Raw genomic sequence first — 22,566 nt, 5'->3', positions numbered from 1 at the left:
AACCCACGGATTTTCCTTATGCACATTCGCCTTACGCCCCTTGCCGCGGCCTTGCGCCCGGTCATCATCGGCCTGTCCATCGCCAGCGCCAGCCTGCCGCTGCTGGCCGCCGAACCCGGCGCCGCAGCCACTGACAGCCAGCCGCACGACTACACCATCGCCCCAGGCAACCTGGACCAGGTGCTGGGGGCCTTCGGCCAGCAATCCGGGGCCATGGTCGTGGTCGACGCCAGCCTCAGCGCCGGCAAGCGCAGCACTGGCCTGAACGGCCGCTTTGCCGTTGGCGAAGGCCTGCGCCGCCTGCTGGCGCCCCTGGGCCTGCAAGCGGTGGCCGAAGGCGCGGGGTATCGGGTGGTCCAGGCCAGCGGCGGCGAACGGGTCGAGTTGGGGGCAACCACGGTCACCACCAACCAGCTGGGCACCGTCACCGAAGGCAGCGGCTCCTACACTCCGGGCACCATCGCCACCGCCACCCGGTTGGTGCTGACACCGCGGGAAACCCCGCAGTCGATCTCGGTGGTGACCCGCCAGGTAATGGATGACTTTGGCCTCACTGCAATAGACGACGTAATGCGCCACACGCCGGGTATCACCGTATCCACCTACGACAGCGAACGCACCAACTACTATTCCCGCGGTTTCTCCATCGTCAACTTCCAGTACGACGGCATCCCGACCCTGCGCGACGCCCAGTATTCGGCCGGCCAGACCATGACCGACATGGCCCTGTACGACCGTGTCGAAGTGCTCAAGGGCGCGACCGGCCTGCTGACCGGCGCCGGCGGTCCTGGCGGCACCATCAACCTGATCCGCAAGAAGCCCACATCCGAGTTCAAGAGCAGCATCGAGCTCGGCGCCGGCTCCTGGGACAACTACCGCACCCAGATCGATGTCAGCGGACCGCTGACCGACTCCGGCAACGTCCGCGGCCGGGCGGTGGCCGCCTACCAAGACAAGAAATCGTTTCTTGATCACTATCAGCGCAAGACCGATGTCTACTACGGCATCCTTGAATTCGACCTGTCACCGGACACCCTGCTGACCCTCGGTGCCGACTATCAGGACAGCGACCCGAAGGGCTCGAGCTGGACCGGCACACGTACCGTCTATGACCCGGACGGCAATTATCTGAACCTGTCTCGCTCGTTCAACAATGGTCCGAAGTGGAGCAGTTGGGAACAGTACACCCGTACAGTGTTCGCTAGCCTGGAGCACAACTTCGACAATGGCTGGGTCGCCAAGGCCCAGTACAACCACCAGATCAACGGCTATAACGCGCCCTTGGGCTATATCTCCCAGGACACCGCTACCACCAGTTCGATCTACGCTCGCAAATACACTGGCGAAACCACCAGTGACAGCCTCGACGTCTATGCATCCGGACCTTTCGAGCTCTTCGGTCGAGAGCACCAGTTGGTAGTGGGCCAGTCCCTGTCGATCTCCGAATGGAAGGGCAAGGACTATTCCGATGCCACCTATTTCGACAACTCTTATGACTTCTACAAATGGCACGGCGAAGCCATCGAGCCCCTGTGGAACCAGCCGACCAAGATCAACGATGAAACCACACGCCAGACCGGCACCTACATCACCGGCCGCTTCAGCCTGATGGACGACCTGTCGCTGCTGCTCGGCACCCGCGTCGCCAATTTCCAGGTCACCGGTACCAGCGACACCAAGGAGAGCGGCAAGGTAGTGCCCTATGCCGGCCTGGTCTACGACCTCAACGACAATTTCTCCGCCTACGCCAGCTACACCGAGATTTTCCAACCGCAAACCCAGTACCGTGACCGCACGCGCAAGATGCTCGAACCCAATGAAGGGAAAAACTACGAGATCGGGCTCAAAGGCGAGTTCTTCGATGGTCGCCTGAACTCCAGCTTCGCCTACTTCGAGGTACACGAGGAAAACCGTCCAATCGCCGACACCATCTACAACTCCAATCCTGGGGTCGACTTCTCCTATATCGCCACCAAGACCAAGACCAAGGGCTACGAAGCGGAGATTTCCGGTGAGCTGCGTCCTGGCTGGCAATTGCAGGCCGGCTATACCCACAAGGTCAGCCGTGATGCCGACGGGGTGAAGGTGGCCACCTGGGAACCGCAAGATCAGCTCAGTTTCTACACCAGCTACAAACTCGGCGGCAGCCTCGACAAACTTACCCTGGGCGGTGGCGCCCGCTGGCAGGGCGAGGGCTGGCAAACGCTGTACAACCGTGGCAAGGACCGTTACGAAAAATTCTCCCAGGATCCGTTCTGGCTGGTGGACCTGATGGCGCGCTACCAGATCACCGACAACCTCTCGGCGACGCTGAACGTCAACAACCTGTTCGACAAGTCGTATTACACCAACATCGGTTTCTATGACTCGGCCTACTACGGTGACCCACGTAATGTGATGGTGACCACTCGCTGGGACTTCTAAGCCGTAGTCCCCCAATCCGTGCACCCTGCCCACCCGGGCAGGGTCGAACCGCCGACACCACCTGGTATCGGACAACCCATTGCAGCGACCATCGCAGCAAAATCACTACAGCCATCTGTACACTTCTGATAAAACTCCTTGTTGATCGTTCTGCGGTGAAACCTTCCATGTCCCCAACCCTGTCCCAGCGCCTGCGCCGTCGCTGGTTTTCCCTGCTGTGCATGGCCGCGCTAGTGGTCGGCCTGCCGGTGAGCTGCGCGGTACTCGAACACCAGGAACGCCAACTGGTGTTTCGCATCGAGCCCGGCACCGCCGGCTGGTACCGCGGCCTGCCGAGCACGGTGCAGGAGTTCGAACTCAAGCCGAAAAGCTTCAAGGCCGGGCAGAACATCCACGCCTGGTGGTGGCCGGCGCAACGCGCCGATGCCCCGGCGATCCTCTACCTGCACGGAGTGCGCTGGAACCTTACCGGCCAGCTGTTTCGCATCGAGCAACTGCACGCCCTGGGTTACTCGGTGCTGGCCATCGACTACCGCGGCTTTGGCCAGAGCCACGGCGACCTGCCCTCGGAAAGCAGCGTGTACGCAGACGCGCGCATCGCCTGGGAACGGTTCAAGGAACTGCAACCCGACGCCAGCAAGCGCCTGATCTACGGCCACTCCCTGGGCGGCGCGGTGGCCATCGACCTGGCGGCCGAACTGGGTCGCCAGGCCGCCAGCGAGCACACACCGATTGCCGCCCGCGGGCTGATCGTCGAATCCACCTTCACCACCCTGGCCGATGCCGCTGCGGCGGTGACCAAGACCTCCCTGCCGGTGCGCTGGCTGATGTCGCAGAAGTTCGATTCCATCGACAAGATCGGCGAGATCGGCATGCCGTTGCTGGTGGTCCATGGCCTGAAGGACGACTACGTACCGGCGCGCCTGAGCAAGGAGTTGTTCAAGGTGGCGCAAGAGCCGAAGAAACTGCTGCTGGTGCCCGGCGGCACCCATAACAACAGCATGAGCCTGGCGGGCAAGGGCTACGGCCAGGCCATCAACGCCCTGCTGCGGGCCAAGCCCGGCCATACCCTCGCCGGCCCGCCACCCAGCGCCATCCCCACCAGCTGAAGCGGACCTGTGTAGGCGCTGGCTTGCCAGCGAAGGGGCCCGCAAGAACACCGCATTCCCTCGCCATGAACCGCACTCACCGGCCGCTGCGCGGTTCGCCGGCAAGGACGACGCCGCTATCGCGCCAGCCGTAGGAGCTGGCTTGCCAGCGAAGAGGCCCGCAAGAACACCCCATTCCCTCGCCATGAACCGCACCCACCGGCCGCTGCGCGATTCGCCGGCAAAGACGACGCCGATATCGCGCCAGCCGTAGGAGCTGGCTTGCCAGCGAAGAGGCCCGCAAGAGCACCGCATTCCTTCGCCTTGAACCGCACTCACTGGCCGCTGCGCGGTTCGCCGGCAAGCCGGCTCCTACAGGGTGCACATTTGCTCAGCCGTAGGAGCTGGCTTGCCAGCGAAGGGGCCCGCAAGAACACCGCATTCCTTCGCCTTGAACCGCACCCACCGGCCGCTGCGCGGTTCGCCGGCAAGGACGACGCCGCTATCGCGCCAGCCGTAGGAGCTGGCTTGCCAGCGAAGGGGCCCGCAAGAACACCGCATTCCCTCGCCATGAACCGCACTCACCGGCCGCTGCGCGGTTCGCCGGCAAGCCGGCTCCTACAAATCGAATCGGCCAATTCCAGGGCCGCCGCCTTGACCGCTGGCACCGCTTCGCGCAAGGCACGGACCATCTCCAGGCGCGCGGGCTCGCTGTTGAGCACCCGGGTGAAAAGGATCTGCGCCCACCTCGGGCTGTTTTCCTGCAAGCCGGGCAGCGCCGCCAGCAACGCCGGCACATACACCGGAAGATCGAAATGCTCAGCGGCGTGAATCAGCGAAAACATCACCTCGTCATATTCCGCCTCATCGTCGAGCAACGACAACAGCGGGCCAATGCTGGCCGGGTCGGCCAACCGGGCCACCTCGGCGATGCAGGCGTCGATGCGCCGCAGAGGATTCTCGCCAGGATCGTTGAAGGCGTTTTCGAGCCTTAGCAGGGTGTTGATCAACACGTCGGATTTCATCGCTGCTCGCCAGAGTGGTCGAATCAAGGGAGGCGCAAAGATACGACCACACCGGCGTTTTTTCCAATGCCATGGGCCGCGCCCGAAACCGCCCCCTGTAGCCGTTGCCGCAGGCTGCGCAAGGCACCGAAGGGGCCTCGGTGCCTTCAACATCGCCGCGAGCCTGCGGCAGCGGCTACAAGGCGCCCTGTCCGCCGCTCGCGGCCACGCTCGGCGCGGCTGCTGGCGGGCGCAAAGCTTCGCCAATGGTGCGTAATTTCAGGCAGGTTTCCTGGTATTCGCTCTGCGGGTCCGACTCGCCAACGATGCCGCAGCCGGCGAACAGGTGCGCCTGGTTGCCACGAATCAGCGCCGAACGCAGGGCCACGGCGAACTCGCCGTCGCCCTCGGCATTCAGCCAGCCCACCGGGGCGGCGTACCAACCGCGATCCAGTTGCTCGTGCTCGCGGATGTAGTCCAGGGCCTTGGCTCGTGGCAGGCCGCCCACCGCCGGGGTCGGGTGCAGGGCATCGACCACTTGCAGCAGGTCGACCTGGGGCCGCAGGCGCCCGAGCACCGGGGTCAGCAGGTGCTGGACGTGGGCCAGGCGGTGCAGCTGCGGCTGCGGGGGAATCTCCAGCATGGCGCAGTACGGCTGCAGGGCCTCGCGCAGGGTCTGCACCACCAGGGCGTGTTCGTGGCGGTCCTTGGCGCTGTCCATCAGGGCCTGGCCCAGTTCCACGTCCTGCTGTTCATGCAGGCCGCGGGCGCAGGTGCCGGCCAGGGCCACGGTGTTGAGAGTGCCCCGGGCCACCCGGACCAAGCGCTCCGGCGTGGCGCCGAGGAAGCAGCTGTCGCCGCGGCTGAAGGCGAACAGGAACGCCTGGGGATAGGCCACCTGGAGATTCTCCAGCAAGGGCCCGCAGGGAATGCTGCGACTCGCCCGCAGGCAGACTTCCCGGGCCAGCACCACTTTGCTCAACTCGCCACCCTGGATCCGTGCAATCGCTTGGGCAACACAGTCCTGCCAGCGCCCGGCGGCCTGCGGATCGTCCTCGGCCCTGGCCTCGGCGGGCAGCTGCGCCGCCGGGGCGTGGCTGTAGCGCGCGTGCAACAGCGTCCATTCCGCTTCCAGGGTGCCGGCACTCTGGGCTACATCGGCGCCAGGCTCGACCCACAGGCTGAACAGCCAATGCTGCTGCTCACCTTCGCGCAGCAACAGGATCCGTGGCAGCACCAGGGAAGTGGCGGCAAACGACTGCCACTGGGCACTGCCGGGGCCCTGGGGGTCGAAGGCAAAACCGCCACACAGGTACGCCCGCTTCGGCCCCACCTGGTGGGCCTGTTCCAGCAACTGGCGCCAGGCCTGGGTGCAGGCGGCGAAACGCTCGGCGGCCGGCGGGCTGATTTCTTCGGTGCAGCCGAACCCGGCCAGGGCCAGGGCGCCCTGGTCACTGGACCAGAACAGGCTCTGGCCTAGCACCTGGCGGTTGGCGGCAAACAACCGCAACGGGTCCAGGCGCTCGGCGGCCAGGCTGTACACCACCAGCACCGCCCGGCCCCGGCGCCGGGCCAGGGATTCGCCCTTGCGCAGGGCCCGGGTCAGCCCGGACAGGCAGGATTCACTCATCTTGAGCTCCTTGCTCCAGCCCGTGCTGGCGCCGCCAGTGGCGCACTTGCTGGGCAATGTTCCAGTGGATGATCTGGGCGAACAGCGGCACCACGAACAGCGGGTCCAGCCCCGCCTGTTCGGCCCATTGCTGACGCAGTGGCAGCATGGCGGCGACCCGTTCCGGGGCGGCGATGCTCTGCTCTGTGGGTTTGAACTGCGCCGCGGCCTTGACGTAGGCCAGGCGCCGGCCCAGGGCCTGGATGATCTGCTCATCCATGGCGTCGATACCGCAGCGGATGTCGTGCAGGTCGCTGCATTGCTCGGGTGTTTTCATGTCGATGTCTGCCAAAGTGGAAATTCAGGGAGTCGAAGGCCAGGCCTGCCACGCCGGCTCGCCGTGGCCGGCCAGCAGGCGGGTCAGGTGCCTGAGCAGTTCGGCCTGCTGGTCGCGCAGGTAGAAGTGGCCACCGGGAAAGGACTGGAAATCCGTGACCTGGGCGCTGGTCTCGGCCCAGGCATAGGCTTCGTCCGGGTCGACCTCAGGGTCACGCGCCCCCAGGCACACGCTCAGGGGCAGGTCCAGGGCACGGCTGATATCACCGCGGTAGGACTCGATCAGCCGATAGTCGTTACGCAGCGCCGGCAGGTACAGCTCGCGCAAGGCGGGGTCGTCCAGGGGTGACGGCGCACCGTCGGACAAGCGCCGCACGTCCTCCAGCAGCCCGGCATCCGGCCCCAGGTGCAGCGCGCTGTGACGCTGGCGATGGGGCGCCGGGTGCGCCGACACGATCAGCCGCTGGGGCGCCGAGCCCTGCTGCTGCAGGCGCGCGGCCACCTCGAAGGCCAGGGCCGCACCCAGGCTGTGGCCGAACAGCACCAGCGGCCGGTCCACCAGGTCGGACAGGGCCCGGGTGATGGTGCCGGCCATCCACTCCAGGCTGCCGGGCCAGGTTTCGTCGAGGCGTTCTTCACGCCCCGGGTACTGCACGCTGATCAGCTCGATGTCCGCCGGTAACAGGCCGCGCCAGTCATTGAAGAAGCCGGCGCTGCCCCCGGCATGGGGAAAACACACCAGCCGGCAACGGGGCGGTTGCGGTTGCAGGTATCGGCGCAACCAGGCACTGGGAGCCTTTCTCACAACACTCCCTCCTCAACATCGGCCGGGTACGCAGGCGCTGCCAGGGGCAGGCTGATCCGGGTGTCCGGCAACCAGCGACGCAGTTGCGCAAGGCAGGCCGCGGCATCCAGCACCTGGGCGGCGTAATGCAGGCCCTCGGGCAGGTGCGCCCAGTGCAAGGCGCAGTAGGCCGCGACGCTGCCGGTCAGGCGCGAGCCGTCGCTGGCCCGCAGCCAGGCGCTGGCGTGCTGTTCGCGCCCATCGCGCAGGCCTTCGATGTCCACCGCCAGCACCTGGTACGGGGTGCGCCCGGCCACATCCAGGGCACTGGCCTGGACTAGCGCGGCAATGTTCTGCGGGCTGTGCCGGGTCTGCGGATCGGAGCCCTGGATGCGTTGCAGGGCCGCCGCCAGCTGGCCGCCTTCGAACAGGTTGAAGCCCTGCCCGCTGGCGACCTGAAGGCCCGCGAACAGCCGCTGCTGCTCGGTGCTCAGGTAGGGCACCGCCTGCACCGCGGCGCCGGGCAGCCAGTCACGCTGCAGAGGTTGCGCGGCACTGCTGGCCAACCGCTGCGGACGCCCCGCGGACCAACCGAACTGGGCCTGGCCAAAGCCGTTGTCCAGGCTCAGCAGAAAATCCTCGGCCGCGGTCGCCGACAGCCGTCCCAGGCCGCCGGCGTAGCAATGCATCCGCCGCACTTCCTGGAAGCCGCTCGCCAGCACCTGGGGAAACAGCCCCGACAGCCCCGGCAGCATGCCCGCCGACAGCAGCACCCGGCGCCCGGCCGGGAGCTTGCCCTGCAAGCGCTCATGCAGCGGATCGTCGCCCCCCACATCCAGGTAGTCGGCGCCAGCCGCCAGCGCGGCCTGGGCCACCCGGTCGAGAATCCGATAGCTGGGCCCGGCGCAATTGATGACCAACTGGCAACCGTCGCAGAACGCCGCGAGGCTCTGCTCGTCCCACAGGTCCACGGCGCGCACCTGCGCCCGGCCCTGAAGCTGCTGATTGAGCTGCTCGGCCTGCCGGGCATCGCGCCCCCCCAGGCGCAGGCGGCCGCTGTCGGCCAGCAGCAAGGCCACCTGCCGGCCGACACTGCCGTAGGCTCCGAGCAAGCCGATCATCGCGCCCTTCATGCCGCCACCTCGGTGGGGGCATCGAAGGCCCGGGCCACGGCTTCCACCTGGGGACTCTGCATGCAACTGAAGTGGTCCCCCGGCACGTCCACCACCCGCAGCTCGCCCAGGCACAGGGCCTGCCAATAGGCACTCATGTCGCGGTGCATGCCCGGCAGCACCTGGACCTCGCCGCTCTGGCGGATGAACAGCATGTCGCCCTGGTAGGGGGTAGCCTCATGCAGCGCCACCGCCGCCAGGCTATGGCGCAATACCTGCAACTGTTCCTGCAGCCAGGCCGGGTCGCTGAGCTGCGAGCCCGCGTGCCGCATGGCCTCGGCCACCGCCTGCAGACGCTGCTCCGGGGTCTTGGCCGCCAGGCGCCGCAGGCTGGCCAGGGCCGGCGCGCACTGCGGGTCGTCGCTCAAGGCCAGCAAGGAACCCTGGGGCACCCGCCCCGGCGTCTGGGCCAATACCCGGGCAATGCAGCGTTCCATGGCCTGCTCGTCCGCGGGGTAACCCAGGGCCAGCGGGTCGGCCTGCATCACCCGGGCGAACACGTACTCGGCCAGCAGGTCGTCCTCGATCATGAACGGCACCCGGTAGCTGCTGATCACGCTCAACTGCAGCACCTCGATGCACCGCGCCGCCAGGCACGCCGCCAGTTCGGTGGCCAGCAGCCCGCCCAGGCAGTAGCCGACGATGCTCACCTGGCGCCGGCCTTCGGCCTGCAGGGTGTCGGCATAACGCTCGGCCAATTGGCGAATCGCGGTGGCCGGTTCCAGGGCCAGGTAGCCCGAGACATCATTGAGCACCAGGCCTTCCAGGGGCGCCTCTTCGCCCAGGGCGGCGAACAGCGCCCGGTACGGCGCCAGGGTGCCACTGCCGTCATGGACGAAGATCCGCGTCGGCCCCTGGGCCTTGTCGCTGATCCGCACCAGCGGCGAATCGGCTTGCACCCCTTGGCCCCGCAGGTAGTCGGCCAGGGCCGCCACGGTCGGCTGGTTGATCAACTGGCGCAGCAGGTCGCTCCAGGGCAAATCACGGGCCTGGGGCAAGGCCTCGCGCAGGCGGCCCACCACTTGCGCCACCAGCAGCGAGTCGCCACCCAGCTCGAAGAAGCTCTGCTCGCGGCCTACCGTCGGCACCCGCAACAGGCTCTGCCAGACCTGGGCGATGCTGCGCTCCAGATCATCCCGCGGCGCGGCGCCGCTGTTCACCTGCTGCTCGGGCCCGGCACTGCCGATGCGCGCCAGGGCCTGGCGATCGACCTTGCCGTTGGCGGTCAGGGGCATTTCGTCGAGGATCTGCCAGTCCGCCGGGATCATGTAGTCCGGCAGGCGCTGCCCCAGGTGTGCGCGCAGGGCATCGGGCGCCAGGGTCTGGCGCTCGCTCTTGAAGCGAGTGATGAACAGGTGCTGGCCGATCTCCGACATCGCATCGTCGGCCTTGGGCAGGCACAGCGGCGTCTCGCCCCCGGCTTCCAGCAGCAACTGCTGCCACTGCTCGCGGCGGATGAAGGTGGTGTCCAGCTCGGCGCGAAAGTCCTCGAAGGTGTTCAGGCCTTCCTTGAACTCCATGGAGGCCATGATCTGGTAGGTGTCGCGGGTGGCCTCGATGAAGATCAACCAGCCTCCCGGGGCGAGCATTTCCCGCAGCCGCGCCAGCACCCGGCTGGCATGCCGCGAGTTGTGCAGCACGTTGGCGCAGAGGATCACGTCCAGGGAGTTGGCGGCCACGCCCTGGGCCCAATGGTCCTGGTTGAGGTCGAACAGGCCGTAGCTGACCCAGGGATAAGCGGCGAAATGCTCCCGGGCTTCATTGAGGAAGAACTGCGACAGGTCGGTGAACTGGTAGTCCACCGCCAGCCCGTCCAGGGCCGGGATCAGGTCGGCACTGGTGCCGCCGACCCCGGCGCCGATTTCCAGCAAGCGCAGGCGCTGGCCGGCCGGACGCTGGCGGATGATCTCCTGCACCGCGGCGCACACCGCCTGGTTCAGGTACTGGCTGATGAGGTTCTTGCGGTACGCGCCCTCGGCCGTGTCTGTGCGCCCCTGGGGGAACAGCAGGTGCAGCGGATCGAGTTGATCGCTCATCAGCGCCGGCAGTTGCTCCTGGCTTTCGCGCAGGTAACGCAGCACCTCGGCGCCCCAGCCGACGCTGGCTTCCAGGGTGTCGATGCGCTGCCACAACTGCTGGTATTGCTCGCGCTCGACCCGCAGGTCCGAATAGCCGCCGCTGTCCCGATCGTGGTGCACCAGCCCCTCCCGGGCCAGAGCCTGCAGCCAGCGGCGAATCAGCCGTTGGTTGCGCGGGGCAACTGCACACAGCTCCAGGATCTGCTCCAGCCCATGGGCCTGCCCCGGCTGTTCGAACAGCCCCGGACGCTGCAGGGCCAGGCCCATGGACAGCAAGGCAGCACGCTCGACGCAGGCCGACATCTCGCTCACCTGCGCGTCGCTCAAATCCCCGCGTACCGCCTGCGCCGCGGCTTGGGTCAGGCTCTCCAACTGCGCCGGCCAAGGCAGCGGCAGCTCCCGCAGGCTGGCCCGCAGGCAGGCTTGCAGACGCCGGTCGAAGGCGCCCTCGCCTGCCGCCACCACCACCGCGGATTCCACCAGGGGGTGGCTGAGCAGCGCGCTTTCCACTTCCGCCAGTTCAATCCGGTGACCGCGCACCTTGACCTGGAAATCCTCGCGACCGAGGAACTCGATCAGACCGTCCTCCAGGTAGCGACCCAGGTCACCGGTGCGGTACAGGCGCTCGCCACTGCGTGGGTGATCGACGAAACGCTCGGCGGTTTTTTCCTCATCCCCCAGGTACCCCAGGGCCAGGCCATCCCCGGCGATGTACAGCTCGCCGGCCACCCCTTGCGGGCGGTCGCGGCCCTGCTCGTCGAGGACCATGAAGCGCTGGTTGGCCAAGGGCCTGCCGTAGGGAATGCTGCGCCACGTGGGGTTGACCTGCTGGATCGGGTAGTAGATCGACCAGATCGCCGCTTCGGTGGCACCGCCCAAGCTGACCAGGCACAGGCCCGGCAGGCAGCGCGCGGCTTCGGCCGGCAGGTTCAGGGCAATCCAGTCCCCCGACAGCAGCGCCAGGCGCAACGAGGTCGGGGCCGCCGCGGGCACCGCCTGCAGGTAGTGGGTGAGCATCTGCAACTGCGCCGGCACCGAGTTCCACAGGGTCACCCCGTGTTCGCGGGCGCACTCGGCCCAGTGCGACGGGTCGGCGCGGCGTTGCGGGTCCGGCAGCACCAGGGCACCGCCCACCGCCAGCAGGCCGAAAATGTCGTACACCGACAGGTCGAAGCCCAGGCTCGCCAGGGCCAGCACTCGGTCATCGGCCCCGATGGCAAAACGCTGGTTGATGTCGACGATGGTGTTGAGCGCCGCCTGGTGGCTGATCATCACGCCCTTGGGAATGCCGGTGGAACCCGAGGTGTAGATCACGTAGGCCAGTTGCTGCGGGTCGATGTCCAGCTCTGGCAATCGACGCTGGGGCGCAGCTGGCCCCTGGTCGAGGGCAATCACTTGCGTGACCCGCGCCGGCCAGCTCAGGCGGTCGCTGAGCCAGGACTGGCTGAGTACCCGGCCGACCTCGGCGTTGTCGAGGATCAGCGCGCGCCGGGCCTCGGGCTGGTTGGTGTCCAGGGGCAGGTAGGCGGCGCCGGCCCGCAGGATGCCGAGCACCGCAATCACCTGTTCCAGGCCTTTGTCCATGCACACCGCGACCCGTTCACCGGGCTGGCAGCCGGCGTCCAGCAGGGCTTCGGCCACGGCTTCGGCACGCGCGGCCAACTCGCCGTAGCTCAGTTGCCCGGCGCCCTGGATCAACGCCACGCGCTCTGGCGTGGCGGCGGCCTGCTGCCAGAACGGCTGGTGCAGCAATCCGCTGGGCAGGGGTTGTGCGGTCTGGTTCACCAGTTCGCGCTGCAGGCGCTGGGCCGCCGGCAACTCCAGGCAGTCGTCCAGGGTCCAGGCCGAGGGCTCGCGGGACAGGCGCTTGAGCAGGCGCTCGAAGGTGTCGAACAGGTCGTCGAGCAACGCCTCGCTGAACACCCCTTCGCGAATGTCCCAGTTGATCGCCAGGCCGTTGTCCCGTTCGCTGACCTGGCAGTCGATCAGTACCTGGGGCGTCTGGCTGATGCCGAACACCAGCTCGGCGCCGGGCATGAAGGCCCCGCCGCCGCTTTCGCCACCGGCCCCCAGGGTGCTGGTGAAGGCATAGGGCATCAGCGCCGCGTCCTGGCCCTTGCGCCGCGCCAGTTCGCGCAGCACTTCGATGCCCGAGCACAGCCGGTGGTCCATGTCCTGCCACAGTTGCTCCTGCAGCTGCTGGCTGCGCTGGCCGAAACTGCCACCTTGCAGGGTCTGCACTTCCAGCAGTTCCACCGAGCTGAAGTCGCCCACCAGGCGGTCCACCTGGGGGTGCAGGGACAGGCGATTGAGCAGGGTCAGGCTCAGGCAGAAATGCCCGCGCCGGCTCCAGCGCCCCAGGGTCTCGGCATAAGCCGAAAGGATCGCCGCCGACACTCCGACCCCGGCCGCCGCCGCGTTCAGGCGCAGGGCGTTGCAATCCCGAGCTTCCAGGCTCATGGCCCGGCGCTGGAAGCGCGGCCCGCTGGGCGCCCCCAGCAGCGGCAGTTCCGGCGCCCCCGGCAGGCTATCGACCCGCTCCCACCAATACTGCCGGTCACGCTGGTAGCGCGGTTGCTCGCGCAGGCGGCGCTCCCCCAGCACGTAATCGCGGAAGCTGATCTGCGCCGGCGCCGCCAGCGCTTCGCCGCGGTACAGCTGCTGCAACTCGGCCAGCAACATGCGCACGCTCTGGTAGTCGCACACCAGCAGGTCCACCGACAGGTGCAGGCGCGACTGCTCGCGTCCCTGGCTGACCCGCAGTTCGATCAACGGCCATTGCTGCGGCGTGGCACGGCGCAGTTCCATGCGCTCGCGCAGGGCCTGCAAGGCGCTGCCGTCATCGTCGCGCAGGTCATGGCAAGGGATCGCATAGTGCGGGACCTGGGGCAGGATGCGCTGGTAGCCCTCCTCCAGCACCACCGCGCGCAGCATTTCGTGGCGCGCGATCAACTGGTTCCAGGCGCGCTCCAGGCGCGCCGGGTCGAGGTCCTGCTGGGCGAACTCGAGGTAGCCGTGGCAGGCCACGCCACCGTAGCTGAAAGCGGTGGTACGCCCCAGCAGGTAGGCGGCCTGCACATCGGTCAGCGGGAAGGGTTCTTCCAGGGCCGACAGGTCGGCTTCCAGGGTCGGCATCTGCACCACCTGCAGGGCCTGCAGCAATGCGTCCTTGTGTTCGCGCAATCGCGCCAGGCGCGCCTCGTCCATGACCCCGGCCGGGGCCCGATAGCGCAGGCGGCCCTGTTCTTCCCAGAGTTCCACGCCCTGTTGTTGCAGGTCCTGTTGCAGTTGTTGCAGCGTCATAGCACGCCCTCCACCATTGCGTTCTGATTGACGGGCCGCTGCTCCCGGCGCGAGGCAAGCAACTGCCCCTGCAGGGCCACGGTGGCCGCGTTGAAAAAATCCTTGAGTGACAGTTCCAGCTGGAACTGCCGGGCGATGCGTTCGATCAGCCGGGCCGCCAGCAGGCTGTTGCCGCCCAGGGCGAAGAAGCCCTGGTGACGCCCTACCCGGGGTACCTCCAGCAGTTCTTCCCAGAGCGCGGCCACGGCCTCTTCCCAGGGGCCTTGCGGGGGTTGTTCGCTGTGGGGCTGGATGCCCCGGCGCTGTTCCTGCAGCAGCCACACCAGCGCCGCGCGGTCGACCTTGCCGTTGGCGCTCAGGGGCAGCTCCGGCAGGGCCAGCCAACTGTCCGGCAGCATGTGTTCGGGCAGTTGCTGGGCCAGCCATTGGCGCAGGCTGCTGGCGTCGGGCAGGGTCTCGTGGCCCACCAGCGCCACTGCCAGCTGGCTTTCAGAGCCCGGCAGGATCAGGCTCACGGCGCGGCTCACCGCTGGGTGGCGCTCCAGGGCCAGGTCGATTTCCGCCAGCTCGATGCGAAAGCCGCGGACCTTGACCTGATGGTCCAGGCGCCCGAGAAACTCCAGGGTGCCATCGGCCCAGTAGCGGCCCTGGTCGCCGGTGCGGTACCAGCGCCCGCCGTCGTGCTGGACAAAGCGCTGGGCGCTGAGGACCGGCAGGCCGCGATAGCCGGCGGCCACTCCGGCGCCGCCGATCCACAATTCACCGGGCACCCAGTCCGGGCAGTCGCGGCCCTGGCTGTCCACCACCCGGAAGCACTGGTTCTCCAGAGGCCGGCCATAGGGCACCGAACGCCAGTGCCCGGGCACCTCCTCGACCTCCTGGAGGTTCGACCAGATGGCCGCCTCGGTGGCCCCACCCAGGGCCACGAATGTCAGCGAGCGGCCACCGGCCTGGCGCAGGCGCCGCGGCAGATCGAGCCCGACCCAGTCGCCGGAAACCATGGCCAGGCGCAATGCCCCGAGCCCGGCGTCATCGCGTACTTGCAGGGTCAGCATGTCCAGCAGCGCCGGCACCGAATTCCACAGGGTCACCTGCTGTTCGCGGATCAGCCGCAGCCATTCCTGGGGCTCCTTGCGGCATTCATCGGCGGGCAGCACCAGGGCGCCGCCGACGCTCAAGAGGCCGAACAGGTCATACACCGAAAGGTCGAAATCCAGGGCCGAGACGGCCAGTACCCGGTCCTCGGCGCCGACCCGATAGCGCCGGTTGATCGCCTCGACGGTGTTCATCGCGGCGCCGTGGCAGAGTTCCACGCCCTTGGGCTCGCCGGTGGTGCCAGAGGTGAAGATCACATAGGCCAGGGCGCTCGGCGCCACCGCCAGCGGCTGGCTCAGGGCAGTCGCGGCCCGGGCATGGGCCAGGGTCACCACCTGCAGTTCGGCGAGCCACACCCCGCCGTCACGGCGGGCCGCGTCGGTGATCACCAGCCGGGCGCCGGCTCGTTGATAGATCAGGTCGCGACGCGCAGGCGGCTGTTCCACCCCGACCGGCACATAGACCGCACCGGCGGCGAGAATCCCCAGCACCGCGATCACCTGCTCGCGGCCCTTGGGCAGGGTGATCGCCACGGCGTCACCGGCTTGCACGCCCCAGTCCAGCAGGGCCCCGGCCAGTTGCAGGGCTTCGCGGGCCAGCTCGGCGTAACTCAGGTTGCCCTGGTCGCAGATCAGCGCCAGCCGCTCGGGCTGCTGCCGGGCCTGCTGGAAAAAGCCCTGGTGCAACAGCGCCGCGCTTGAGGCATGGGCGGTGTGGTTGACCGCCTGGCGCACCTGCTGCTGGCTCGCGGGCAAGGGCAGTGGCGCCGGCTGCTGCCAGTCGTTGGCGCACAGCCACAGCAGCAGTTGGCGATAGGCGTCGAACATCGACTCCAGCAGGCCCGCGGGGAACAGTGCATCCACTGCATCCCAGTTCAACAGCAGGCCATCGGCCATTGGATAGCTCTGGTGATCCAGCCACACCTGGGGGGTTTGCGACAGGGCCCAGCCCGGTTCGCCCAACTGCTGGCGGCAGGTCTCGTCGACGAACGCCGGGCCCAGGTTGCAGGCGAACACCACCGGCGCGCCCTGGCCCGTGCCCTGATGCAGGCGCGCCCGCTCGCGCAGCACCTCGACCCCGGGCCAGGCACTGTGGGCGATGTCCTGGTGCAGGCGGGCCTGCAGGGCCAGGGCTTGCTGGCAGAAGTCCGCCGGCTGGCGCAGGTCCACTTCCAGCAGCACCAGGTTGGAAAAATCCGCCAGCAGGTGGGGCACGCAGGGGTGCAGTTCCTGACGATTGAACAACGGCACGTTGAGCAGGAAATGCTGACTGGCGCTCCAGCGCCCAAGCACCTGGGCATAGGCGCAAGCCAGCACGCTGGCCAGGGTCAGGCCGTGGCCCCGGGCGCGGTCTTCCAGGGCCTGCAGCTGGCCCCGGTCAAGGCGCATGGCCAGGCGCCGGAACCGCGGGGTGCCAAGGCTTTGCGGGTCCTCAGCAAGAGGCAGTTGCGGGCCGTCCGGCAAGGCCTCCAGGCGTGGCAGCCAGTAGTCCTTGGCCGCCGCCAGCTGCGGTGCACGCAGCGCTTGCTCGGCCTGCAGGTAATGGGCGAAATCCCAGTCCAGAGCGGGCAACTGCTGCTCCTGGCCGGCGTGGATCAGCGCCAGGTCGCGCAGCAGGATGCCGATGCTGAGGACGTCGGCCACCAGCAGGTCGATGTTCAAGTGCAGACGCGTGCGACCTTCGGGCAGCAGGCTCAATTGCACATCGAAGACTTCCCCGCGGGTCACCTCCAGGCAGCGCTGGGACAGCCGCTCGCGGATCACGTCCAGGGCCTCGGCGGTGGCCACGCAGGAGGCCTGGCGCAGGTCATGCACGGTCAGCCCGGGCCACGGGCTCTGGGGCAGGATGCGCTGGCAGGTGTCGCTGATGAAGCAGGCCCGCAGCATCGGGTGGCGCTGGCACAGGCGACGCAGGGCCTGTTCCAGGTGCAGGGGATCCAGATCCTGGCCGTCCAGTTCCTGGTACAGGTGGCAGCCGACACCGCCCAGGGGCATGCCCGGGTCACGGCCGAACCAGTAGGCCTGCTGCAGCGGCGTCAGGCCGAAGTCGGCGCTCGGGGCGGGGCCGGCCACGGCCTGCAGGCGCGGGGCCGAGCTGGCGCGCCGGGCCTCTATCAGCGCCCACCAGGCCTGCAGGGTTGGCTGTCGGATCAGTTCGGCAAAACCCAGGGTCACGCCTTCGGCGGCGAGCAGGGCCGGCAGGCGCATGATGCTCACCGAATCGAGGCCCTGCTCGATCAGCGAGGTCTCGGCTTCCAGGTCCTCGGCGGCATAGCCGAGCAGGCGTGCAATGCCTTCGCAAAGTCCTTGGGGGGAATGACTCAGGCCGGCGTGCGCGGGATGAGCGCGTGCCAGTGCTGGGTGATCAGTCATGGTGGACGGTCCTTTCGGATAGGGAATAGGGAGGTACAGAAGAAGGAGCAACGGCTGAGGGTTGGCGCAAGCGCCAGCGATTGATCGCCTCACGCTCGTGGAACAGCTCGCGGTAGCGGCCCGGGGTCGCCATCAGTTGTGCATGGTTGCCGCATTGGGCCAGGCGCCCCTGGTCCAGCAGGAGGATCTGCCCGGCGCTCGGGGCCAGGGTCGGCTTGTGGGTCACCAGCAGCACCGTGTGCTTGCGCGCCAGGGCCAGCAGGCTGCGGTTGACCCGGGCCTCGCTGATGGCATCGAGGGCCGCGGTGGGTTCGTCCAGCAGCACCAGCGTGGCGTCCTTGAGCAGCACTCGGGCCAGGGCCAGGCACTGGCGCTCACCACCGGACAGGCTGACACCGCCCTCGCCCACCCGGGTTTGCCAGCCCTGGGGCAGGCGCTCGGCCAGACGGTCGAGGCCGGTGGCGCGAGCGGCCTCCATCAACTGCGCGTCGCTGGCTTCAGGAAGCCCCAGCCGCAGGTTGTCCAGCAGGCTGGCGGCCAGTGGCGGGCAGTCCTGGAACATCAGGGCAATGGCGGCATCCCGGCATTCGCCAGACAACTGGCGCAGGTCGACACCGCCCAACAGGATGGCGCCGCAGTCGGGATCGCTGAAGCGCGCAAGCAAGCGCAGCAGGCTCGACTTGCCGGAGCCCGAGGGCCCCACCAGCAGGTTCAGCGAGCCCGGCTCCAGGGTGAAGTTGATGCCCTGCAGAACCGCCTGGCCCTGGCGGACCAGGCCCAGGTCGCGGACTTCAAGTCGATGCCCTTCAGGCTCCTGGGGCTGGTTCGGCTCTGCCAGTGCTGGCAGTTGCAGCAACTGGCGCAGGCGGTTGAGGCCGTGGTGGGTCTGGCGCAAGGTGGTGCCCAGGTTGACCAGCGCGCCCATGGGTTCCACCAGGCAGGTGGCAAGTACCGCCAGGGCCAGGTACTGCACGGCGCCGAGACTGCCGCCAAGCACCGCGTACAGGCCGCACAGGAGCACGGCGGTGTAGCTGGCCTGGAGCACCACCGCCAGCCCCAGGGCCGCCGGAAAGGTCCGCCAGTGGGCCCGACGCTGAGCCTGGCGCTGTTGCTGCAAGGCCTCGGTGAGCAGGCTGAAACCTTCACCGTTGCGGCCGCTGGCACGCAGCAGTGGCTGCTGGCGCAGGAACTCCAGAACCCGCGCCGCCGCCTCGTTGGCCGCAGCCTCGCTCAAGCGCTCGGCCTGGCCGCCCCAGCGCACGCCCCAGTGATACAACAGCCACAGCAACGGCACGCTGGCCAATGCCGCCAGGGCCATGGAACGGTCATAGAAAAACAGTGCCAGCAGCAACGCCAGGGGCGTCAGCAAGGCATTGGCCATGGGCTGCAGCAGGTGCGCCGGGGCGCTCATGATCTGCAGCACGGTGTGGGTCACCAGACGGTTGAGTTCGGCACTGCGCCGCTCGACAAACCACTCCAGTGGCAGGCGCACCAACTGCTGGCCGATGCGCAGGTTGAGTGATTGCGCAGCGGCGGCGCCGGCCCGGTAGCCGGCCAGTTGGGCGTAGCGACGCAGCCCCAGGCACAGCGCCGCCAGGGCGGCAAAGGTCGCGGCCCAACGCCAGGAGGCACTGCCCGAGGCCGCCTCGAATAGCGCGGCAAAGGCCATGGGCAACAGCGCCAGCGCGGCGCCCTGGACCAGGGCGCTCAAGGCCGTGGCCGCCAGGGCTCGGCGCAGCAGGCCGGCTTCCCGCGGCTGCAGGCTGCTCAACAGGGCGCGGATCATGAGTCAGCCCTCGTCAGCCCGGTGGCGCTGAACTGCTCCGCCGCCCATAGCCCGGCATACACCCCCTTCTGTGCCAGCAGGGCCTGGTGCCGGCCGCACTCCACCAGTTGCCCGCCCTGCAACACGGCAATCTGTTCGGCGTCCTGGATACTGCTCAAGCGGTGGGCGATCACCAGCACCGTGCGCCCTGCCGCCAGGCGCGACAGCGCCTGCTGGATCGCCGCTTCAGAATGGGGATCGCTGGCGGCCGTGGCTTCATCGAGCACCAGGATCGGCGCCTGACTGAGCATCGCCCGGGCAATGCCCAGGCGCTGCACTTCCCCACCGGACAGCTGCAGCCCGGCGCCCAACAGGCTGTGATAACCCTCGGGCAAGGCGCTGATGCGCTCATGGATCTGCGCCGCCCGGGCCGCCTCCTCGACCTCGGCAAGGCTGGCCTCAGGCCGACCCAGGCGCAGGTTGTCGAGGACGCTGCTGCGCAGCAGGCGCACCTCCTGGAAGACAAAGGCCACCTGGCGATACAGGGTCGCGCTGTCCATGTCCCGCAGGTCGACGCCGCCGATACGGATGGCCCCGCCGCTGACATCGGCAAAGCGCGCCAGCAGGGTGGCCAGGGTCGATTTGCCGGCCCCCGAATCCCCCACCAGGGCGGTCAGGGTGCCGGGTTGCAACTGCAGGTCGATGCCCCGCAGCACCTGGGTGCCATCGGGGTAACTGAAATCCACGGCATCGAAGGTCACTTGATGGCCTTCGGGCTGCCGGGAAAAGGACGGCTGCGCCAGCAGCTCGGTGTCCAGCACCTGGCGGATCCGCTGCGCCGCCATCCGCCCCTGCACCAGGGAGTCGGCGCCGTGCCCCAGGGCCGCCACCGGCGCCGCCAGGGCCGGGCCCAGCAAGGCGAATGGCAGCAGCTGCGCCGGCTGCAGCCCGCCCCAGGCCAGCAACGGCACTCCGGCCACCAGCACCAGGGCCAGCACCAGCAGGGGCGACAGCAGCACCTCGACGCTGGCGCCCAGGCCGGCCCAGCGCTCGACCCACTGCGAGAAGAACCGCCCGAAGCCTTGCACCGCGCCGAAAAAATCGTTCTGCACCCGCTCCACCCGGCCGAAGGACTTGACCATGGCGATGCTCTGGACAAAGTTCAGGGTGGCCGTGGACAGCTCGCCCAGGGCAGCGCCCAGGCGCTGGCGTTCGCCACGGTAGGCCGCCGTGCGCATGACCCGCAAGCGCCACAGGGCCACCAGCGGCGGCACCAGCACCACCAGGGTCATGGGCACATTCACCGTCAGCAGGTAGACCAGGCTGGCCAGGGGCACCACCAGCGCGGCCACCAGGTTGTTGGGCAAGTGGGCCACCAGTTGGTGCAAGGCAGCGACATCGTCGAGCAGTACCCGCTCGGCGGTTTCCCGCTGCTGGCCGAACCAGGCCAGGGGCACCCGCGCCAGGTGCTCGGCAATGCGCTGGCGCAGTTGGCGCTGCAGGTCGCTGTCCGCCAGGTGGGTGATCTGCAACGCCGCCGCCAGCCCCAGCAGGCGCAGGAGCAAGGCCGCGGCGCCGGCCAGCAGCCAGAACCGCGCGCCCCTTGAATCCAGCTCGCCGGCCAGCAGCAGCGGCGCCAGTTCCGCCACGGCAATGAACGGCAGCAAGCCCACCAGGGCCGCCAGGGCCTGGAGCAGCATCGCCGCCAGCAGGCGCCCGCGCACCGGGTGCAAGAGGCTGGAGAGTCCTTGTCGTTCAGCCACGGGCAGCATTCCCCTCCAGCGAGTCGGCCTGGGCCCCGAAGTAGCGGGCCTGGATCGCTTCACGCAGGTGCTTGCGGCTGACCTTGCCGACCCCGGTCTGGGGAAACGCCGGGATGAACTCGAAGCGGTCCGGCAGCTTGAACGCGGCCAGGCCCTGGGTCCGCAAGTGGCGCAACAGTTCCGGGGCGCGGGGCGCGGTGCCGCGGGCAATGACAAAGGCACAGGTACGCTCGCCCAGGAAGGCATCGGGCATCGCCACCAACGCCACGTCGGCCACCGCCGGGTGGCTGAGCAGCAGGTTCTCCACTTCTTCGGCGGCGATCTTTTCCCCCCCGCGATTGATCAGGTCCTTGTCCCGCCCCTCGACCATCAGGTAGCCATCGGCGGTGAGCAGTACCCGGTCGCCGGTGCGGTAGAAACCGTCGGCGGTGAAGGCCTGGGCATTGTGCTCGGGGTAACGGTAGTAACCGCGGATGGTGTAGGGACCACGGGTCAGCAATTGCCCCACCTGCCCCGGCGCCACCGGCCGCTCCTGCTCGTCCACCACGAGGATTTCATCGGCCGGCGACAACGGCCGCCCCTGGGTCTGCAGCACCCGCTCGGGCAGGTCCTGCGGGTCGGTGTAGCAGATCAGCCCTTCGGCCATGCCAAACACCTGCTGCAACCGGCAGCCAAGCACCGGCTCGATGCGCCGCGCCGCCTCGAAGCTGAGCTTGGCGCCGCCCACCTGCAGCAGTTGCAACTGGGGCAGGCCGCGGCCACGGGCCTGGGCCGCTTCCATCCAGACCAGGGCCAGGGGCGGCACCAGGGCGGTATGGGTCACCGCCTCGCGCTCGATCAGATCGAAGCACACCTGCGGGTTTGGCGAGCCGCTCAGCACCACCCGGCCGCCCACCGACAAGGTGCCGATGAAACCCGGGCAGCACATGGGAAAGTTGTGGGCCATCGGCAGCACTGCGAGGTACACGCTGCTGTCGGAGAGGCCGCAGCGCTCGACACTGGCCCGCAGGTTGTAGAGGTATTCCTGGTGCCGCCGCGGGATCAGCTTGGGAATCCCGGTGGAGCCTCCGGAGAGCTGGAAGCAGGCCACGGCATCGGCGCTGGGGGCTGGCAACGGCTGCGCGGCGGGCTCAATGTAAAGGTCCTCCAGGGCAGTGAACTCCTCGGCCTCGCCGGCCACTATCACCCACTCCAGGTGCGGCTGGCCGGCCTGGATCTGGCGGGCCAGGGAGCGGAAATCGAAACCGCCTTCCTGATCGGCGCACAGGTAGGCGCGGGCCTGGGCGAACTCGCAGAAGCGGCCGATCTCCAGGTGCCGATGGGCCGGCAAGGCGAAGATCGGCCGCACCCCGAGGCGGTACAGGGCAAAGCAGGCCTCGACGAAAGCCGCGCGGTTGGGCAGTTGCAGCACCACGTTGTCACCGGCCCGCAGCCCCAGGCGGTAGAGGCCGGCCGCCAGCCGATCGACCCCCTGGTCCAGCTGCCGGTAGCTCAGGCGCAGCTCGCCATCGGTCAGCGCTTCGCGCTCGGCAAAGGCCTGGGCGGCGTCGCGCAACAAGTCACCAAAGGTCTCGTCGCGCCAGTAGCCGGCCTGGCGATAGCGCTCGGCGAACGCCTCGGGCCAAGCGGGGCAATCCTGCTGATCATCGAAAGTGGACATGCTGTCTCCTGAATTTCTTTAAGCAAAAAGCGGCCGCGGGCCTGAACCATCAGGCCCCTGGAAAGTGCTGGGAAACGCCGTTAGCGGCGGCGGGTACGAAGGGTCGCCGAGGG

The 22,566-nt window shown here is 68.3% G+C and carries 12 protein-coding genes; 2 read left to right on the top strand and 10 right to left on the bottom strand.

From position 1 onward, the window contains the following. Nucleotides 1-18: 18 nt before the first annotated feature. Nucleotides 19-2,424, top strand: coding sequence for a TonB-dependent siderophore receptor (locus U873_RS0119775; protein WP_025129891.1), 2,406 nt, complete (start codon nt 19-21; stop codon nt 2,422-2,424). A gap of 167 nt (nt 2,425-2,591) precedes the next feature. Then, nucleotides 2,592-3,533, top strand: a complete 942-nt coding sequence (locus U873_RS0119770; protein WP_025129890.1) for an alpha/beta hydrolase — start codon at nt 2,592-2,594, stop codon at nt 3,531-3,533. Between the two features lie 560 nt (nt 3,534-4,093). Here the strand turns inward: U873_RS0119770 and U873_RS0119765 are convergent. The 10 genes from U873_RS0119765 to U873_RS0119720 form a co-directional block, all read right to left on the bottom strand. Next, nucleotides 4,094-4,537 carry an Imm30 family immunity protein gene (locus U873_RS0119765; protein ID WP_025129889.1) on the bottom strand — a complete coding sequence of 148 codons (444 nt, stop codon included), beginning with the start codon at nt 4,535-4,537 and terminating at the stop codon, nt 4,094-4,096. 175 nt (nt 4,538-4,712) lie between these two features. Further along, on the bottom strand, nt 4,713-6,146 hold the full coding sequence (locus U873_RS0119760) for an isochorismate synthase (protein ID WP_025129888.1): 1,434 nt from the start codon (nt 6,144-6,146) through the stop codon (nt 4,713-4,715). Next, on the bottom strand, nt 6,139-6,462 hold the full coding sequence (locus U873_RS0119755; protein ID WP_025129887.1) for an isochorismate lyase: 324 nt from the start codon (nt 6,460-6,462) through the stop codon (nt 6,139-6,141). The genes U873_RS0119760 and U873_RS0119755 overlap by 8 nt, the downstream gene beginning before the upstream one ends. Before the next feature lie 24 nt (nt 6,463-6,486). Then, on the bottom strand, nt 6,487-7,266 hold the full coding sequence (locus U873_RS0119750) for a thioesterase II family protein (protein WP_025129886.1): 780 nt from the start codon (nt 7,264-7,266) through the stop codon (nt 6,487-6,489). After that, the gene (locus U873_RS0119745) at nt 7,263-8,378 is read right to left on the bottom strand and encodes a saccharopine dehydrogenase NADP-binding domain-containing protein (protein WP_029978523.1); all 1,116 of its coding nucleotides are present in this window, start codon (nt 8,376-8,378) and stop codon (nt 7,263-7,265) included. Before U873_RS0119745 ends, U873_RS0119750 begins: the two co-directional genes overlap by 4 nt. Further along, complete coding sequence (locus U873_RS0119740) at nt 8,375-13,798, bottom strand: non-ribosomal peptide synthetase (protein WP_025129884.1); 5,424 nt, start codon at nt 13,796-13,798, stop codon at nt 8,375-8,377. The genes U873_RS0119745 and U873_RS0119740 overlap by 4 nt, the downstream gene beginning before the upstream one ends. Further along, entirely contained in the window at nt 13,795-17,265 is a 3,471-nt protein-coding gene (locus tag U873_RS0119735; RefSeq protein WP_025129883.1) for a non-ribosomal peptide synthetase, read from the bottom strand. Before U873_RS0119735 ends, U873_RS0119740 begins: the two co-directional genes overlap by 4 nt. Next, entirely contained in the window at nt 17,258-19,051 is a 1,794-nt protein-coding gene (locus tag U873_RS0119730) for an ABC transporter ATP-binding protein (protein WP_025129882.1), read from the bottom strand. Before U873_RS0119730 ends, U873_RS0119735 begins: the two co-directional genes overlap by 8 nt. Beyond that, nucleotides 19,048-20,802, bottom strand: a complete 1,755-nt coding sequence (locus U873_RS0119725) for an ABC transporter ATP-binding protein (RefSeq protein ID WP_029978522.1) — start codon at nt 20,800-20,802, stop codon at nt 19,048-19,050. The genes U873_RS0119730 and U873_RS0119725 overlap by 4 nt, the downstream gene beginning before the upstream one ends. Next, nucleotides 20,786-22,453 carry a (2,3-dihydroxybenzoyl)adenylate synthase gene (locus tag U873_RS0119720; RefSeq protein ID WP_025129880.1) on the bottom strand — a complete coding sequence of 556 codons (1,668 nt, stop codon included), beginning with the start codon at nt 22,451-22,453 and terminating at the stop codon, nt 20,786-20,788. Before U873_RS0119720 ends, U873_RS0119725 begins: the two co-directional genes overlap by 17 nt. Nucleotides 22,454-22,566 lie beyond the last annotated feature (113 nt).

The sequence above is a fragment of the Pseudomonas sp. PH1b genome (assembly GCF_000633395.1).
Lineage (GTDB): Bacteria > Pseudomonadota > Gammaproteobacteria > Pseudomonadales > Pseudomonadaceae > Aquipseudomonas.
This window is presented reverse-complemented; position numbering and strand designations above follow the sequence as displayed.

Excerpts from the sequence above, each read along its gene's own strand:
- U873_RS0119770 (WP_025129890.1), top strand. The coding sequence starts at position 2,592 with ATGTCCCCAACCCTGTCCCAGCGCCTGCGCCGTCGCTGGTTTTCCCTG.
- U873_RS0119755 (WP_025129887.1), bottom strand. The coding sequence starts at position 6,462 with ATGAAAACACCCGAGCAATGCAGCGACCTGCACGACATCCGCTGCGGT.
- U873_RS0119725 (WP_029978522.1), bottom strand. The coding sequence starts at position 20,802 with ATGCTGCCCGTGGCTGAACGACAAGGACTCTCCAGCCTCTTGCACCCG.
- U873_RS0119730 (WP_025129882.1), bottom strand. The coding sequence starts at position 19,051 with ATGATCCGCGCCCTGTTGAGCAGCCTGCAGCCGCGGGAAGCCGGCCTG.
- U873_RS0119720 (WP_025129880.1), bottom strand. The coding sequence starts at position 22,453 with ATGTCCACTTTCGATGATCAGCAGGATTGCCCCGCTTGGCCCGAGGCG.
- U873_RS0119740 (WP_025129884.1), bottom strand. The coding sequence starts at position 13,798 with ATGACGCTGCAACAACTGCAACAGGACCTGCAACAACAGGGCGTGGAA.
- U873_RS0119735 (WP_025129883.1), bottom strand. The coding sequence starts at position 17,265 with ATGACTGATCACCCAGCACTGGCACGCGCTCATCCCGCGCACGCCGGC.
- U873_RS0119765 (WP_025129889.1), bottom strand. The coding sequence starts at position 4,537 with ATGAAATCCGACGTGTTGATCAACACCCTGCTAAGGCTCGAAAACGCC.
- U873_RS0119745 (WP_029978523.1), bottom strand. The coding sequence starts at position 8,378 with ATGAAGGGCGCGATGATCGGCTTGCTCGGAGCCTACGGCAGTGTCGGC.
- U873_RS0119760 (WP_025129888.1), bottom strand. The coding sequence starts at position 6,146 with ATGAGTGAATCCTGCCTGTCCGGGCTGACCCGGGCCCTGCGCAAGGGC.
- U873_RS0119775 (WP_025129891.1), top strand. The coding sequence starts at position 19 with ATGCACATTCGCCTTACGCCCCTTGCCGCGGCCTTGCGCCCGGTCATC.